This is a genomic window from Saccharothrix violaceirubra, from assembly GCF_014203755.1.
GTDB lineage: Bacteria > Actinomycetota > Actinomycetes > Mycobacteriales > Pseudonocardiaceae > Actinosynnema > Actinosynnema violaceirubrum.
In genome coordinates, this window is the sequence record NZ_JACHJS010000001.1 from 2,193,717 (window position 1) to 2,208,302 (window position 14,586).

17 protein-coding genes are annotated in these 14,586 nt (G+C 72.4%); 7 read left to right on the forward strand and 10 right to left on the reverse strand.

The window, feature by feature from the left end:
* Positions 1 to 84: 84 nt before the first annotated feature.
* Positions 85 to 900, forward strand: a complete 816-nt coding sequence (locus F4559_RS10875) for a hypothetical protein (RefSeq protein WP_184668088.1) — start codon at positions 85 to 87, stop codon at positions 898 to 900.
* A 6-nt stretch (positions 901 to 906) separates the two neighbouring features.
* Here the strand turns inward: F4559_RS10875 and F4559_RS10880 are convergent, their stop codons facing one another.
* The gene (locus tag F4559_RS10880) at positions 907 to 1,530 is read right to left on the reverse strand and encodes an L-threonylcarbamoyladenylate synthase (RefSeq protein ID WP_184668089.1); all 624 of its coding nucleotides are present in this window, start codon (positions 1,528 to 1,530) and stop codon (positions 907 to 909) included.
* 90 nt (positions 1,531 to 1,620) lie between these two features.
* Here F4559_RS10880 and F4559_RS10885 point away from each other — a divergent pair, with 90 nt between their 5' ends.
* The gene (locus F4559_RS10885; RefSeq protein WP_184668090.1) at positions 1,621 to 2,337 is read left to right on the forward strand and encodes a hypothetical protein; all 717 of its coding nucleotides are present in this window, start codon (positions 1,621 to 1,623) and stop codon (positions 2,335 to 2,337) included.
* Between the two features lie 36 nt (positions 2,338 to 2,373).
* Here the strand turns inward: F4559_RS10885 and F4559_RS10890 are convergent, their stop codons facing one another.
* Complete coding sequence (locus tag F4559_RS10890) at positions 2,374 to 3,204, reverse strand: ABC transporter permease (protein ID WP_184668092.1); 831 nt, start codon at positions 3,202 to 3,204, stop codon at positions 2,374 to 2,376.
* Positions 3,201 to 4,106, reverse strand: a complete 906-nt coding sequence (locus F4559_RS10895; RefSeq protein ID WP_184668094.1) for an ABC transporter ATP-binding protein — start codon at positions 4,104 to 4,106, stop codon at positions 3,201 to 3,203. The genes F4559_RS10890 and F4559_RS10895 overlap by 4 nt, the downstream gene beginning before the upstream one ends.
* 93 nt (positions 4,107 to 4,199) lie before the next feature.
* Between F4559_RS10895 and F4559_RS10900 the strand changes: the two genes are divergently transcribed.
* The 5 genes from F4559_RS10900 (at position 4,200) to F4559_RS10920 (ending at position 8,771) form a co-directional block, all read left to right on the forward strand.
* Complete coding sequence (locus tag F4559_RS10900) at positions 4,200 to 4,877, forward strand: MerR family transcriptional regulator (RefSeq protein WP_184668096.1); 678 nt, start codon at positions 4,200 to 4,202, stop codon at positions 4,875 to 4,877.
* Between the two features lie 256 nt (positions 4,878 to 5,133).
* Positions 5,134 to 5,862 (forward strand): hypothetical protein, encoded by a 729-nt coding sequence (locus tag F4559_RS10905; protein WP_184668098.1) that lies wholly within the window; start codon positions 5,134 to 5,136, stop codon positions 5,860 to 5,862.
* 563 nt (positions 5,863 to 6,425) lie between these two features.
* Positions 6,426 to 7,511: an S-(hydroxymethyl)mycothiol dehydrogenase gene (locus F4559_RS10910; protein WP_184668100.1), complete on the forward strand. Its 1,086-nt coding sequence runs from the start codon at positions 6,426 to 6,428 to the stop codon at positions 7,509 to 7,511.
* Positions 7,511 to 8,149 (forward strand): MBL fold metallo-hydrolase, encoded by a 639-nt coding sequence (locus F4559_RS10915; RefSeq protein ID WP_184668101.1) that lies wholly within the window; start codon positions 7,511 to 7,513, stop codon positions 8,147 to 8,149. The genes F4559_RS10910 and F4559_RS10915 overlap by 1 nt, the downstream gene beginning before the upstream one ends.
* Positions 8,150 to 8,261: 112 nt before the next feature.
* Positions 8,262 to 8,771: a hypothetical protein gene (locus tag F4559_RS10920; RefSeq protein WP_184668102.1), complete on the forward strand. Its 510-nt coding sequence runs from the start codon at positions 8,262 to 8,264 to the stop codon at positions 8,769 to 8,771.
* A 37-nt stretch (positions 8,772 to 8,808) separates the two neighbouring features.
* Here F4559_RS10920 and F4559_RS10925 read toward each other — a convergent pair whose 3' ends face one another.
* From F4559_RS10925 to F4559_RS10955, 7 genes are all read right to left on the reverse strand, one after another.
* A complete protein-coding gene (locus tag F4559_RS10925; protein WP_184668103.1) occupies positions 8,809 to 9,840 on the reverse strand; it encodes an ABC transporter ATP-binding protein in 1,032 nt (343 codons plus the stop codon).
* Entirely contained in the window at positions 9,837 to 10,625 is a 789-nt protein-coding gene (gene modB, locus F4559_RS10930) for a molybdate ABC transporter permease subunit (protein ID WP_184668104.1), read from the reverse strand. The genes F4559_RS10925 and modB overlap by 4 nt, the downstream gene beginning before the upstream one ends.
* Positions 10,622 to 11,392 carry a molybdate ABC transporter substrate-binding protein gene (modA, locus tag F4559_RS10935; RefSeq protein WP_312865579.1) on the reverse strand — a complete coding sequence of 257 codons (771 nt, stop codon included), beginning with the start codon at positions 11,390 to 11,392 and terminating at the stop codon, positions 10,622 to 10,624. The genes modB and modA overlap by 4 nt, the downstream gene beginning before the upstream one ends.
* Positions 11,389 to 11,787: a TOBE domain-containing protein gene (locus F4559_RS10940; RefSeq protein WP_184668105.1), complete on the reverse strand. Its 399-nt coding sequence runs from the start codon at positions 11,785 to 11,787 to the stop codon at positions 11,389 to 11,391. The genes modA and F4559_RS10940 overlap by 4 nt, the downstream gene beginning before the upstream one ends.
* A 278-nt stretch (positions 11,788 to 12,065) precedes the next feature.
* The gene (locus F4559_RS10945) at positions 12,066 to 12,605 is read right to left on the reverse strand and encodes a hypothetical protein (protein ID WP_184668106.1); all 540 of its coding nucleotides are present in this window, start codon (positions 12,603 to 12,605) and stop codon (positions 12,066 to 12,068) included.
* Positions 12,606 to 12,818: 213 nt separating this feature from the next.
* Positions 12,819 to 13,970: a glycosyltransferase gene (locus F4559_RS10950; protein ID WP_184668107.1), complete on the reverse strand. Its 1,152-nt coding sequence runs from the start codon at positions 13,968 to 13,970 to the stop codon at positions 12,819 to 12,821.
* 156 nt (positions 13,971 to 14,126) lie between these two features.
* Positions 14,127 to 14,567 carry a MarR family winged helix-turn-helix transcriptional regulator gene (locus F4559_RS10955; protein ID WP_184668109.1) on the reverse strand — a complete coding sequence of 147 codons (441 nt, stop codon included), beginning with the start codon at positions 14,565 to 14,567 and terminating at the stop codon, positions 14,127 to 14,129.
* Positions 14,568 to 14,586 lie beyond the last annotated feature (19 nt).

Sequence of the window (14,586 nt, forward strand, 5' to 3'; positions counted from 1 at the left end):
ATTGGTGTCCACTGTGGATGGTCTTCGTCAGGGGGCTAACACCGTGCGTACCGGCGCCGATGCCGTGGGCGAAGGAGGTGGGCCGTGGCCACCGCGTTGCGCCTGCGCGACGGATTCCTCAGGTTCGTCCCGTCGCTCGTCCTGCTGACCGCACTCGTCGTCTTCGCCCTGCTCGCGTTCCTCGCGCCGGGCGCCGTGACCGGAGCCGTCTACCGGATCGACACCCCCGGCTTCTCCGTGAGCCACCTCGACCTCACGTGCGCGCCCGACGACGCCGGGATGCTGCACTGCCCGATCGACGTGGCCGGCCGCCGGCTCACCGTCCGCACCGATCCCGCACCGCTGGGCGGGGTCTGCCGGGCCTGGTTCGACGGTCGCCAGCTGTCCTGCGACAAGGCGGGCGAGTACAACCTGGGCTCGCCGTGGCTGCGCCTCGACGGCCCGGTCCTGCCCGAAGCCGAGACGGCCGGACTCCGCTCGGACTTCCCGTGGTGGCACGACGTCGTCGACCGCTACTGGCCCCTGGCCGTCCTCGTCGTCACCGTCGCCCTGGCCCTGATCGCCGCGGTCCTCGCGTTCCTCGCGTCGGGCCGGCCACACCTGCCCCACCCGAAACGGGGCTGGTACACGGCGGTCGTCGGCGCGGGTGTCGTGCTCGTGCTGGTCCTGGCCGGCGGCGCGACGATGGGCACCCGCCTGTGGTGGATCCTGGTCGTGCCCTTGGCACCCGGGTTGGTGCCCCTCCTGGTCATGCCCGTCTGGCAGTGGTACGCGAGCGGCGGCAGCGACGGCCGCGTTGGGACGCGGACCAAACACACCGCGGTCGCGTTCCTGTCCGCGCTGGTGTCGGGCTTCGTCCTGGTCGGCCTGGTCACGTTCCTGGCCGGGATGCCCGACTGAGTGCCGTCACCGCTCGAACCGGGACGGGTCGCCCGCGCCGACCCGGACGATCTCCGCTTCGCCCGAGGAGAAGTCGACGACCGTGGTCGGCTCGGTGCCGCACTCGCCGGAGTCCAGTACCGCGTCGACCATGTTGTCGAGCAGCTCCTTGATCTCCCAGCCCTGCACCAGCGGTTCGGCGTGGTCGGGCAGCAGCAGCGTCGTGGACAGGAGCGGCTCGCCGAGCCCTTCCAGGATGGCCTGCGCGACGGGGTGCTCGGTGATCCGCGCGCCCACCGTCTTCTTCTTGGGGTGCGACAAGCGGCGGGGCACCTCGCGGGTCGCGGGCAGGATGAACGTGTACGCGCCGGGCGTGGCCGCCTTGACCGCGCGGAACACGGCGTTGTCCACGTGCACGAACTGGCCGAGTTGGGCGAAGTCGCGGCACATCAACGTGAAGTGGTGCCGGTCGTCCAACTTCCGGATCTGCCGGATGCGCTCCAGGCCGTCCTTGTTGTCCAGGCGGCAGCCCAGCGCGTAGCAGGAGTCCGTCGGGTACGCGACGAGCCCGTCCGCCTTGATCAGGTCGACGACCTGGTCGATCGCCCGCCGCTGGGGGTTCTCCGGGTGCACGTCGACATACCTGGCCATGCCGGGAGCCTAGGCGGCCCCGATCACGGGTGCCGATCTGGGTGCGCGAAGTCCGGGCCTCGGTCCGGCGCGCGCGGCTACTCTCCGGACGTGAAGAGATCTCGTGACCTGCTCCTGGTCGGGTGCGCCGTCCTCGCGCTCGGCGGATGCGGCACCGTGGCGGGCAAGCCCATCCCGGCCGCCCTGCCCACGACCGCCACGACGACTTCCGCGGTTGTCGAGGCGTCGAACCTCGCGGATCGGGAGAAGGCGGTGCGCGCGACGTTCGACGACTACAAGCGGGCCGCGTTGGCCAAGGACGGCGAGGGTGCGGCGGGCCGGGTGTCCTGGAGTACGGCGGGATATTACGGCCGGGCCATCCCGCTCGCCCTGACCGCCCACGCGGGCGAACTGCGGGCCGCCGGGCCGACCTTCACGATGATCGCGTACGCCTTGCGCGCCGAGTTCGACGCCGAGCGGTTGCACACGATCACATCGCACTCCGTCGTCGAGGTCGCGGTCGAGAAGGAGTTGACCGGCATCTACGACTTGGCTGCCATCGAGCTGACCGACGTCGGCTTGGACGGCGACCGCGCGACCGCCCAGTTCCTGTTCCGGGGCGAGCCCGGCGGGCTGACCCTGCACTTCGTCGTCGAAGGCGTCACGTGGCGCTTCGACCTGATGTCCCTGATCGTCCAGGCGGACGGCATCGTGGAGGCCCAGGCCCGGGAGCGGAACCAGTCCCTGGACGAGTATGTCGACACGGTCATCGGTGGGTTGTACGGCGTGGACCGCCTGCCGGGGTTGAAGCGGCCCTTGGAGAGCTGAGGTGTGCCGGTCGAGGACCGGCACACCCCCGCAGCCTCACATGCCCCGGTTCAACGCCTTCTGCCGGCGGGCCGCCACCCGCGATCCGGACTCGCGGCGTGCGGCCCGGCGCAACGCCGGCAGGGCCAGGGCGAACCCGAGCACCGTCCACAGCCCCAACGCCAGCACGGTCTCCCACGGCCGCCACGAACCACCGACCTCGGCCACCACCCACGCGTCCGGCACCAGTGCCGAGCGCATGCCCAGCCCCAGCCAGTAGATCGGGAACGCCTGACCGACCACCTGGAGCCAGCCCGGCAGCGACGTCAGCGGCTGGAACACCCCCGACACCGCCATCAGCAGGAACAGCAGCATCGTGATGAAGCCCAGGCTCTGCGGGTTCGCGAACAGCGCGCCCAGCGCGGCGCCGAGCGGCAACGTCGCCACCAGCCCGAGCACCACCACCCACACCAGGGTCACCGGCCGCTCGATCGCGACCCCGTCGAACAGGAGCACCCCCGGCACGAGCACCAGGACCAGCGTCAGCAGGGTCATCAGGGCCTTGGCCGCCACCCGACCGACCAGGTAGCCGAGCACGCCGTTCGGCGTCGCCCTGGCCCGCAGCAGGGTGCCGTCCTCGCGGTCGGTCACCAGTGCCACGGCCAACCCGAGCACGGCCGTGAACAGCACGTTCATCCCCAGCACCCCGGGCACGGCCCGCGAGCCGACCGGGATGCCCGAGTCGCCGTCCAGGAACGACAGCACCACCAGGGCGAGCACCGGCAGCCACAGCCAGCCGATCAGTTCGGGCACGTTGGTCACCCCGTGCCCGAACTCGATCCGGCCCCGCCGGACACCCGCGCGCACCGCCGTCGTCCGCCCGTTCACACGCCCACCTCCGATTCGCCGCGGGCCGCCGCGCCGCCTTCCCAGCGGCGGACCAGGTCCAGGTACACGTCCTCCAGCCGGGGCCGCCGGACCTCCAGGTCGCGGACGGCCAGGCCGTGGTCGAGGAACAACCGGTGCACGTACTCCGTCGCGTCGGCCACCGACACCACGTGCGAGGTGCCGTCCAGGAGGTAGCGGACCTCGGTCTGGGCCGACGCCTCCGCCGCCAGGCCCGCCGCCGTGCCCTCGGCCGTGATCCGTCCGCCCGCGAGGACCAGGATGCGGTCGGCCAGCCGTTCCGCCTCGGCGAGGTCGTGCGTGGTCAGGAGCACCGCCATGCCGTCCACCCCGGACAGCCGGGTGACCAGGTCGTGGAACTCCTGGCGCGCGGCCGGGTCGAAGCCGGCGGTCGGCTCGTCGAGGAACAGCAGGTCGGGCAGGCCGACGAGGCCGACGGCCACGTCCAGTCGCCGCCGCTGCCCGCCCGACAGCGTGGCGATCCGCGCGTCCGCCTGCCCGGTCAGGCCGACCAGCCCGAGCACCTCGTCGGTGCCGGGCAGCCGGTCGCGGTAGGGCGGGTAGAAGGAGCGTTGGTAGTCGAGCAACTGCCGCACCCGCCACCGGCCGTGGTCGCGCCAGGACTGGAGCACCACGCCCAGCGCCGCCCGCCATGTCTCGTCGCCGTGGTCCGGGTCCACGCCCAGCACGCGCACCTCACCGGCCGAACGCGTGCGGAACCCCTCGAGGATCTCGATCGTCGTCGTCTTGCCCGCGCCGTTGGGACCGAGCAGGGCGACCACCTCGCCGGCGTCGACCGCCAGGTCGACCCCGTCCAGCACGTCCCTGCTCCCGTAGCGCATCCGCAGCCCGCGGACGTCGACGACCCTGTCGCCAGATTTCATTCCTTGAACTGTATCGTTGAAGTACCTTATTGAGCTTGACACCGGAAACTGCCAGGAGACGTCATCGAAAACCTCAAATCGGAGGTGAAGGCGATGCGGCCGGTCGACCTCGCGCGCGCGGCGGGCATCTCCGCGCAGCAGGTCCGCAACCACCTCGCGGAGGGCGTCCTGCCGCCGGCGGAGCGGACGCCGTCGGGGCACCGCCGGTTCGGCGAGCACCACCTCGCCGCGCTCCTGGCGTTCCGCGCGCTCGGCCGTGCTTGCGGCTGGGACACCGCCCGTGCGGTCATGCACGCCGTGCACGACGACGACCTGTCGCGAGGGCTCGCCCTGCTCGACGCGGCCCACGCGGACCTGCACGTCCAGCGCCTCGACCTCGACCGCACGGCCGAGGCGCTGGAGTCCTTCGTGGAGGTGGCCGAAAGCGTGCCGCGCGGCGGGCTGCGCGTCGGCGACCTGGCCGCGCGGCTGGGCGTGCGGCCGTCGGCGTTGCGGGTGTGGGAGACGGCCGGGCTGCTGCACCCCGCCCGTGATCGGGACGGGCACCGCCGCTACAGTGCCGCCGACGTCCGCGACGCCCGCCTGGTCCTCGTGCTGCGGCGGAGTCGGCACGGGCTGTCCGACATCGCGCCGATCATGGACCGGTTCCGGGCGGCGGGTGGGCGTGAGGCGTTGCGCGCGGCGGTGACCGCACGTCGGTCCGAGGTCGCGGACAGGTCCCGGGCCATGCTCGACGCGGCGGTTCTCCTGCACGCCTGCGTGCGTGGGTGATCTTCGCCGCGACATTGGCACGAAAGTGCGGTGGTCAGCGTCCCGCGCGGTCGTGTCGGTCGACGACACGACGGAGCGCGCGTGATACGCGGGAAATCGCGGCGGGAATTCCTCACCCGGGCAGGTAGGGGTCACCGCCAAACATGACTTTCCGCCGAACACTCCAACGTGGATGGGATGTAGGGGTCGGGCGCTCCCGACAGCATTGGGGCTCCGACGTCCGACCCCTTCGGACATGCGTCGACTAGGAGAGAGAATGAACAAGTTCGCCCGTTGCCTCGCAGTTGCCGTCGCCGGTGGCGTGATCACGCTGGCCGGCGCGGGCCTCGCCCAGGCCGAGACCTCGACGACCGCCGCCAACCAGGACCGCGTCGCCGCCCAGGTCAACCGCCTGGACGAGCTGTCCTCCCTGGCGCTGACCGGTGTCTACATCGGTGACTACGACGCCGCGAACACCGCGGTGGGCGATTTGCGTCTCGCGCTCGACGAACTGGAACCGAACTACGCCGACGCGGTCAAGGCCGACAGTCTCGGCGCCGAACTCCAACGCATCCTGCCGGCACTTCCCGGTCTGCCGTCCCTGCCCAGCCTGCCGGGCGTCGGCAGCGGCGTCCCGGACCTGGGCTCCTTGACCAACGTGTTGCAGGGCCTGCTGTCCACCGTGTCCAACCTGGTGAGCAGCCTGTTGGGCGGCCTGCCCCTGAGCAACCTGCCGATCCTGGGCAGCCTGCTCGGCGGCGTCACCGGTGGCGGCAACCCGCTCAGCGCGGTCACCGGCCTGTTGGGCGGCCTGACCGGCGGTGGTAGCCCGCTGAGCGCGGTCACCGGTCTGCTGGGTGGCCTGACCGGTGGCGGTGGCAGCCCGCTGAGCGGCCTGCTGGGCGCGGCCGGCGGTCTGGGTGGCCTGACCTCGCTGCTGGGCGGCGGTGGCCTGGGCAACCTGACCGGCATCCTGGGTGGCCTGACCGGCGGCCTCGGCGGCTGATCCTCGAACGTTCGCCCCGACCGGGAGCCGGTGGTCTTCGGACCACCGGCTCTCTTTTGCGCGAGTTATACGTTCGGACACCGCGAGTTGTGCGTTCAGGCACCTTCGATCGAGTGACGCGGCAGACCCCTATATAGCGGCCGTCGGGGCACCCCTTGATACCCGTGGAAGGCGGACCCCTATAAGGGGCCACCATGTGATCCTGGTCCGCGCCAGTGAATACGTCCTGGTTCACTCGATCGAAGGTGTCCGAACGCATATTTCGCGGTGTCCGAACGGACGACTCGCGAGAACTAGGGGGTGGGGGTCGGGGGAACGGGCGGGGGTGGCAGCGGGGGCTCCACGTCCGGGCCCGGCTCGGGGTGCGGGGGCACGGGGTCGGGGAGCGGGGGAGGGACGGGCGGGACCGGGTCGGGCGGGTGCGGCTGGACCATGATCGCCTCCTGGTGTGGGAGCGGACGGCGGTCGGGTACCCCGCGTGCGGCGGGTTCGCACCACGGTCGCCCGTGCGGAGGCGGGCCGGCACGATCACCGGTGATCGATCGAGTCGGGAGGACCGGGACATGACGCAGCGGGTTCGGGCAGTGGTCGCCAGGGGCAGGGGTGCGGCGGTCGGCGTCGAGACGATCCTCGTGCCCGATCCGGGACCCGGCGAGGCCGTGGTGCGGGTCCAGGCGTGCGGCGTCTGCCACACCGACCTGCACTACCGCGAGGGCGGCATCGACGACGGGTTCCCGTTCCTGCTCGGGCACGAGGCCGCCGGCGTCGTGGAGCGGGTCGGCGACGGGGTCGTCGACCTCGAACCCGGCGACTTCGTGATCCTCAACTGGCGGGCCGTCTGCGGCACCTGCCGGGCGTGTCGGCGCGGACGCCCCTGGTACTGCTTCGCCACGCACAACGCCAAGCGCCGGATGACGTTGGAGGACGGCACGGAACTCTCGCCCGCGCTGGGCATCGGCGCCTTCGCGGAGAAGACGCTCGTCCACGCCGGCCAGTGCACCAAGGTCGACCCCCGGGCCGAACCCGCCGTCGCGGGCCTGCTCGGCTGCGGCGTCATGGCGGGCCTCGGCGCGGCCGTCAACACCGGCGACGTCGGACGGGGCGACACCGTCGCGGTCATCGGCTGCGGCGGCGTCGGCGGCGCCGCGATCATGGGCGCGCGACTTGCCGGCGCGGCACGGATCATCGCCGTCGACATCGACGCCCGGAAGCTCGAAACGGCCACCGTCCTGGGCGCCACCCACACGGTCGACGCCAAGACGACCGACGCCGTCGAGGCGATCCGCGGGCTGACCGACGGCTTCGGCGCGGACGTCGTGATCGACGCGGTCGGCCGGCCCGAGACGTTCAAGCAGGCGTTCGAGGCCCGCGACCTGGCCGGGACCGCGGTCCTCGTGGGCGTGCCGACCCCGGACATGAAGCTCGAACTGCCGCTGATCGACGTGTTCTCGCGCGGTGGCGCGGTCAAGTCCTCCTGGTACGGCGACTGCCTGCCCTCGCGCGACTTCCCGCTGCTGATCGACCTGTACCTCCAGGGCCGACTCGACCTGGCCGCGTTCGTCACCGAGACGATCCCGCTGGACGGCGTGGAGGACGCGTTCGCCCGCATGGAACGCGGCGAGGTGCTGCGTTCGGTGGTGATCCTCTGATGGCGGCCCGGGGCGCGCGGATCGAGCACCTGGTCACGTCGGGCACGTTCTCCCTCGACGGCGGCACGTGGGAGGTCGAGAACAACGTCTGGCTCGTGGGCGACGACGAAGCGGTGCTCGTGATCGACGCCGCCCACGACGCCGCGGCGATCGAACGTGCCGTCGCCGGCCGCATCGTCGTGGCCGTCGTCTGCACCCACGCGCACGACGACCACGTCAACGCCGCGCCGGAGCTGGCCGACCGCACGGGCGCACCCGTGCTGCTGCACCCGGACGACCTGCCGCTGTGGCGGATGACCCACCCCGATCGGCTCCCGGACCGCTACCTGGCCGACGGCGACGTGCTGTCGATCGCGGGCACGGACCTCACCGTGGTCCACACCCCCGGGCACGCGCCGGGCGCCGTCTGCCTGCACGCGCCCGCCCTCGGGGTCGTCTTTACCGGGGACACGTTGTTCCGGGGCGGTCCGGGTGCTACTGGGCGTTCCTATTCGGACCGTCCGACGATCATCGATTCCATCGCGAAACGCCTGCTCACCCTGCCTCCCGACACCACTGTCCACACCGGACACGGAGACTCGACGACGGTGGGTGCGGAGGCACCGCACCTGGCGGACTGGGTCGCCCAAGACGACTAGTGCCGACCGGGTGAATCCGGAGAGATCCTCTCGTTGCGGCTCCCGGCCGTTCCACACTGCCCCTCTGCGCCCCGCATCCTGAGCGGGGCGCGAACGTGAGGGGAGCACGAGCATGCGGAAGTTGAGAGCACTGCTGATCGCCGTCGCCGTGACCGCGGGTCTGGTCGCGGCTTCCGGGAGCGCATCGGCGGGCGAGGACGGCTACGGCTTCTTCGCCCTCCGGCTCACGGACGGCACCCCGATCGTGGAACGCGAAAGCGGTTTCGTCGGCACGGGGACGGGCGCGCCGAGCGTCTGGTACCTCACGGCGGCCAAGGGCGACCCGAGCAAGATCGTCCTGTGGACGGCGGACCGCGAGCGGGTGTGGGCCTTGGGCTACGACAAGCCCTTCCGGCCCGTCTACACCAGCGGCACGGTCAAGGACGCGCAGGTGTGGGAGCCGTACGGCAACCCGCCGCCGCCCGCGACGGCCGCCGCGTCGCTCACGCTCAAGCTCAGCCCGGAGAACTCGTTGTACCCGCTGGCGCTGAACTCCAGCCGGCCGGACGGCAAGCTGGGCCTGAACCAGAACGGCGCGACCGCGGTGACGTTGCACCTGACGAAGATCGACCGACCGGCCTGACGGCCGGCCTGGCCCCGCACGCCGCCGGGGCCGGGCCTCAGGCGTAGACCGCGACCGCGGTGACGTCCACCGTCGCCCACAGCCGGTCACCCGGCCCGATCCGCAGGTCCGCCACGGTCGCCGCCGGCACGTCGGCGAGCACCGAGGGCCTTCCCGACAACCGCACCCGTGTCGCGTGCGCGTGCGGCTCCACGCCGACCACCTCGACCGGCCACGCGTCGGCGGCCGGCCGTTCCCGGTGCAGGCGCACGGCGGACGGCGCGAACGCCACGTGCACCGGTCCGTCGGCCGGTTCCGGCACGATGAACACCCCGCCGTCGATCGACACGGCCGTGCCGCGTGCGGTTCCCCGGTGGAGGTTCAACCCGACCAGGTCGGCCACGTAGTCCGTGCGCGGCCGGCGGGCCACCTCGACCGGCGGGCCCTCCTGCACCACGGTCCCGTGTTCGAGCACCACGAGCCGGTCGGCGAGCACCATGGCGTCCACCGGGTCGTGCGTGACCAGCAGCGCGCACCCGCCGAACGTGTCCAGGTGCCGGCCCAGCTCGGCCCGCACGTGCAGCCGGGTGCCCGCGTCCAGCGCGGCCAGCGGCTCGTCGAGCAGCAGCACGTCCGGCTCGGTGGCCAACGCCCGCGCCAGCGCGACGCGTTGGGCCTGGCCGCCGGACAACGCCCCGGGCCGCCGCGCGGCGAACTCCGCCAACCCCACCCGGTCCAGCCATGCCTGTGCCCGTTCGCGTGCCACGACGCGGGAGGCACCGCGCGCCCGGACGCCGAACGCCACGTTGTCCACAGTGGACATGTGCGGGAACAGCAGGTGGTCCTGGAACACCACGCCCGCGGTGCGCTGTTCCGGTCGGCGGAACGCGTCGGGCGCGTCCCACACCGCGTCGCCGAAGCGGATGTGCCCGTCGGTCAGCGGAAGCAGCCCGGCCAGCGCGCGCAACGCCGTCGTCTTGCCCGCGCCGTTGGGCCCGAGCAGCGCGACCACCTCGCCCGGTGGCACGTGCAGCGCCAGGTCGAGCCGGAAGCCGTCCCGCTCGACGACCAGGCGCGCGTCGAGGCTCACGTGGTGATCCACCGTTCCCGCAGCCCGGCCAACACCGCGACGGACACGGCCAGCAGCACCACGCTGAGCACGAGCGCCGCTTCGGGCTCGGTCTCCAACGCCAGGTACACCGCCAACGGCATCGTCGTGGTGCGGCCGGGGAAGCTGCCCGCGAACGTGATCGTCGCGCCGAACTCGCCCAACGCCCGCGCCCAGCACAGCACCGTGCCCGCGACGACGCCCGGCAGCACGGCGGGCAGCGTCACCCGCCGGAACGTCGTGAGCCGGGACGCGCCCAACGTCGCCGCCGCCTCCTCGAACCGCCGGTCGGTGCCGCGCAGCGCACCCTCCACCGAGAGCACCAGGAACGGCAGGGCGACGAACGCCTCGGCCACCACCACCCCGGCCGTGGTGAACGGCAGCGAGATGCCGAACCACGCGTCGAGGTACTGCCCGACCAGGCCGCGCCGCCCGAGCACGAACAGCAGCGCCACGCCGCCGACGACCGGCGGCAGCACCAGCGGCACGGTCACCAGCGCCCGGAGCAGCCCGCGGCCGGGCACGTCGCCCCGGGCCAGCAGCCACGCCAGCGGCACGCCGAGCAGCACGCACACCACCGTCGCCAGGCTCGCGCACAGCAACGACAACCGCAGGGCCGCGACCACCCCGGGTGTGGTCAACCGCTCGGGCAGGTCGCGCCACGGCGTCCGCGCGAGCAGCCCGACCAGCGGGACGAGCAGGAACACCAGGCCCAGCACGGCGGGCAGGACCAGGACCACCGGCCGGCCGCCCCGGACCTTCCTCACGGCACGTCGAAGCCGGCACCGGTCAGCGCGGCCCGGCCCCGGTCCGACCGCACGAACCCGATGAACGCGTCCGCGCCGCGCGCGTTGGGCGCCGTGGCCACCGGCGCGATCGGGTACTCGGTGACCGACGCGTCGGCCTCGGGGAAGTCGACGCCTTCGACCTCGGTCGTGGCGGCCACGTCCGTCCGGTAGACGAGCGCGGCGTCGACCTCGCCCAACCGCACCTTGGTCAGCACGGCCTTCACGTCCTGCTCCAGGGTGTCCGGCTTCGGCGTGACGCCGGCCGCCGCGAACGCCTTGCCCGCCGCCGCGCCGCACGGCACCTGCGCCGCGCACAACGCGATGCGCCGGGACTCGTCGGCGAAGTCGGCGAGCCCGGTGACCCGGCCCGGGTTGCCCTTGGGCACGGCGATCCGCAGGCGGTTGCGGGCGAACGTCGTGGGGGCGGCCGTGATCACGCCCGCGTCGCGGACCTCGGCCAGGGTGGCGGGCGCGGCCGAGGCGAACACGTCGGCGGGCGCGCCGTCCTTGAGCTGCTTGGCCAACGCCGAGCTGCCGGCGAACGAGAACCGGACCGTCGTGCCCGGGTTCGCGGCCTCGAACTCCTTGCCGAGCGCGGTGAACACCTCGGTCAGGGAGGCGGCGGCGAACACCGTGATCTCGCCGGTCGGCTTGTCGGCGGTCGTCGCGGGTGGTGTGGTCGGCGTCGAGCAGGCGGTGACGGTCAGGGCCGCGAGCAGGGCGGCGAAGAGGTGGCGCACGGTCACGACTCCGGGATCTCGACGACGACGTGGGTGGACTTGATGGAGGCCACGGCGACGCTGCCGACCTCGAGGTTCAGCTCGTCGGCCGCGTCCCGGCTCATCAGCGACACGACGCGGAACGGCCCGGCCCGCAGTTCCACCTGGGCCATGACGGTGTCCTTGACGACGCGGGTCACGATGCCGCGCATGCGGTTGCGGGCGGACGCGGCGATGGTGACGCCCGGCTCGGGCACCTCGGCGGCCCGTTCGGTGAACGCCGCCAGCTCGCGCCCGTCGACGGCGAGACGGCCGTTGTCGCCGCGCACGGCCTCCAGTCGGCCCTGGTCGATCCACCGGCGCACGGTGTCGTCGCTGACCCCGAGCAGGGCGGCGGCTTCGCTGATCCGCAGATTCGGCACAGGGGGGACCCTACCTCCGCATCAGCGGAGCATCACCCCGCTCCCGGGCCGTGATCTCGGCAACGGGAGTCGCCGCGGGCCGGGCCGGGCGGTCGCGTGTGATAGTCGGTTCACAAGCGGTTCGACCATGGTGAAAATTTCGGCTGCCGATGCGGTTCGGGTCGCGAGGAAAGGTACCCCCGGTCGTGCTGGTCCGAACGAGTGGAATGGGCGGCGGGTACACGAATACGCCCCGCGCCGTGCCGCGGGGCCGCATTCTTTCGGAATTCTTCCGGGATTTACGTGATCGCCAGGGTGACCACGCCGGTGGTGCTGGTGAGACCGGATGCGGAGAGGCAGTCCAGCGGGTCGAGCGGGCTGGTGAAGACGATCACCGCGGCCTGGCCGAAGAACGTGCCCGCGACGACGACCCCGGTGAGGGTGACGGTGCGGACGGCGGCGGCGTTGACCGCGACGCGGTCGGTGACGAACACGACGCTGGACGTGCCGTTGTTCCAGTTGATGCCGATCACGTCGGTGACGGTCGGGTTGACCGCCACGCAGTTGCCGCTCTCGGTGTTGCCGTTCGGCACGATCGTGCCACTGGTGATCGCCGGTACGGACAGCGACACGCAGCCCGTGAGGGCCGCTGACTCGGTGGCCGTGGTGGCGGGCGGCGGGGGCGGCAGGAGGTTGGCGCGCAGGCCGGGGCTGAAGGTGCTCGAGACCGAACCGGCACAGGTCGCGTCGGCGACGGACGCACTGGCGGGCGCGGCCGCGGCAGCGAGCCCGACGGTGGCGAGAAGTGTGGTGAGGACCACTGCTGGTGCTTTTCGCATGGTGCTAATCCAGCGCTTCTGCCGGTCGTCCGGGCAATTCCCCTCACTCGTTCGACCAGTCGAACCACTCAGGTGACCCATTCGCATTCCCGGGGCGACCGGCATTCAGTGGTGATATTGCGCCGAACGGATGTAATGAATCATTTCCGGTTACGCTTGCATTGTTGCGATTCACGGTCCCGCCGGTGGGGCGACCGGCGGGACCCCGATTTCCTAGCGGACGAACTCGGGCAGGCGCCGGGCCACCTCGGCGGGCGCGGGCATGGCCTCGACCTCGCCCTGGATCGCCGACGCCGCCGCGCGCACGGCCTGGTCGGCCAGCAGGCGGCGGGCGGCGGCCGTGATCGCCTCGGCGGTCAGCGCGTCCCCGAGCAACTGGTCGCCCAGCCCGCCCTCGACGACCGCCTCGGCGTTGGCGAACTGGTCGGCGCCCTGCGGCAGGACGAGCTGCGGCCGACCGGCGGCGAACGCGCCGATCGTCGTGCCGCTGCCGCCGTGGTGCACCACGAGGTCGGTGTGCGGCAGCAGGTCGGCCTGCGGCACCCACGCGCTCAGCTCGACGTTGTCGGGCACCTCGCCGAGGGCTGCGACGTCGACCGTCGGGCCGGTGGCGACGAGCACCCGTACGTCGAGCGCGGCGAGGCCGGCGATCGCGGTCCGCAGCACCCCGATGTCGCCGAACGCCGTGCCCAGCGTCAGGTAGACCAGCGGGCGCTCGTGCGCGACGACCCAGTCGGGCACCTCGCCGCGCTCGGCGAACGGCGTGGGCCGCAGCGGCACGATCTCCACGCCCGACGCCAGGAACTCCTTGATCTGGAACGACGGCGGCGCGATGTCGACGTACGGGCTGCCGGCGACCATCGGGTGCGCCTCGTCGAACGACACGCCGAGGTCGGCGGCCGTCTCCCGGAGGTGGCGGCCCAGGTCGTCGTTCTGCTCGGTGGGCACCCAGGCCCGGCCGAAGCCGTGGCACAGGCGGGAGATGCCGGCGCGCTCGGCGGCGAACGCGGCACCGGGGTTGCCGACCTCGTGCACGACGAGGTCGGGCTGGAAGTCGGCCAGAACCGGTTCGAGGTCGGCGGCGAACCTGCGCGGCAGGGTCGAGCCGAACATGCGCAGGATGACCTCCATGTCGACCTCGGTCGGCCGGAGTTCGGTCGCGTCGCCGCCAAGGGCGAGCGCGAACGCGCTGCGCAGGTCGGCGCCGGCCTGCACGACCTCGACGTCGTAGGGCGCTAACGCGTCGGTGAACGCCTTGTCGGTCGCGAAGACGACTTCGTCGCCCTGCGCGCGGGCGGCGATGGCGAGGGGGATCAGAGGATACGTGTGGCCGTGGGTTCCCAGGCTGGAAAAGAGGATTCGCACCGGTTCGACTCTAGGCAGACTCGAGCGGTTCTCGCTCGGGATTCACCCGGGGGCGTACCCGTCGTCCGTCCCGGGCGGTCCGTCGGTGCGGGTCGGGCGCCCGGTGTTCGTCCACAGTGGACTACCTGACGGTTCGCTGAGAGAGCAAGGACACGTTCAGGCCGTGCGGCGGGCCGAGACCATGGCCTCGATGCTCGCGGTGAGGAACCGGGCCGCGACCGCGCGCTCGTCGTCGGTGAAGTCGGCCCACGCCTTGGTGAACGCCGCGTCCAGCGGCCCGAAGTGGCCGCGCCCGGACTCCCGGGCCTCCGTGCGCACCTCCAGTTCGATCCGCCGTCTGTCCTGGTCGCTGCGGGTGCGGCGGATGTGCCCGGCCGCCTCCAGGCGGTCGATCACGGATGTCGTCGCGGACGCGCTCAGGTGCATGGCCTCGGCGAGCCGGCCCGGCGAGAGGGCCTCCGGCGCGTCCATGATCAGCGCGAGCGCGTTGAGGTCCGTGCGGTGCATGCCCTGCCGCTCGCCGAACAGTTCCACGATCCGGTCGGTCTCCACGGTGAGCTGCCTGAGCAGGCGTACCAGCGTCGAGTTGTCGACCATCCGACCTCCCCCTAGTATT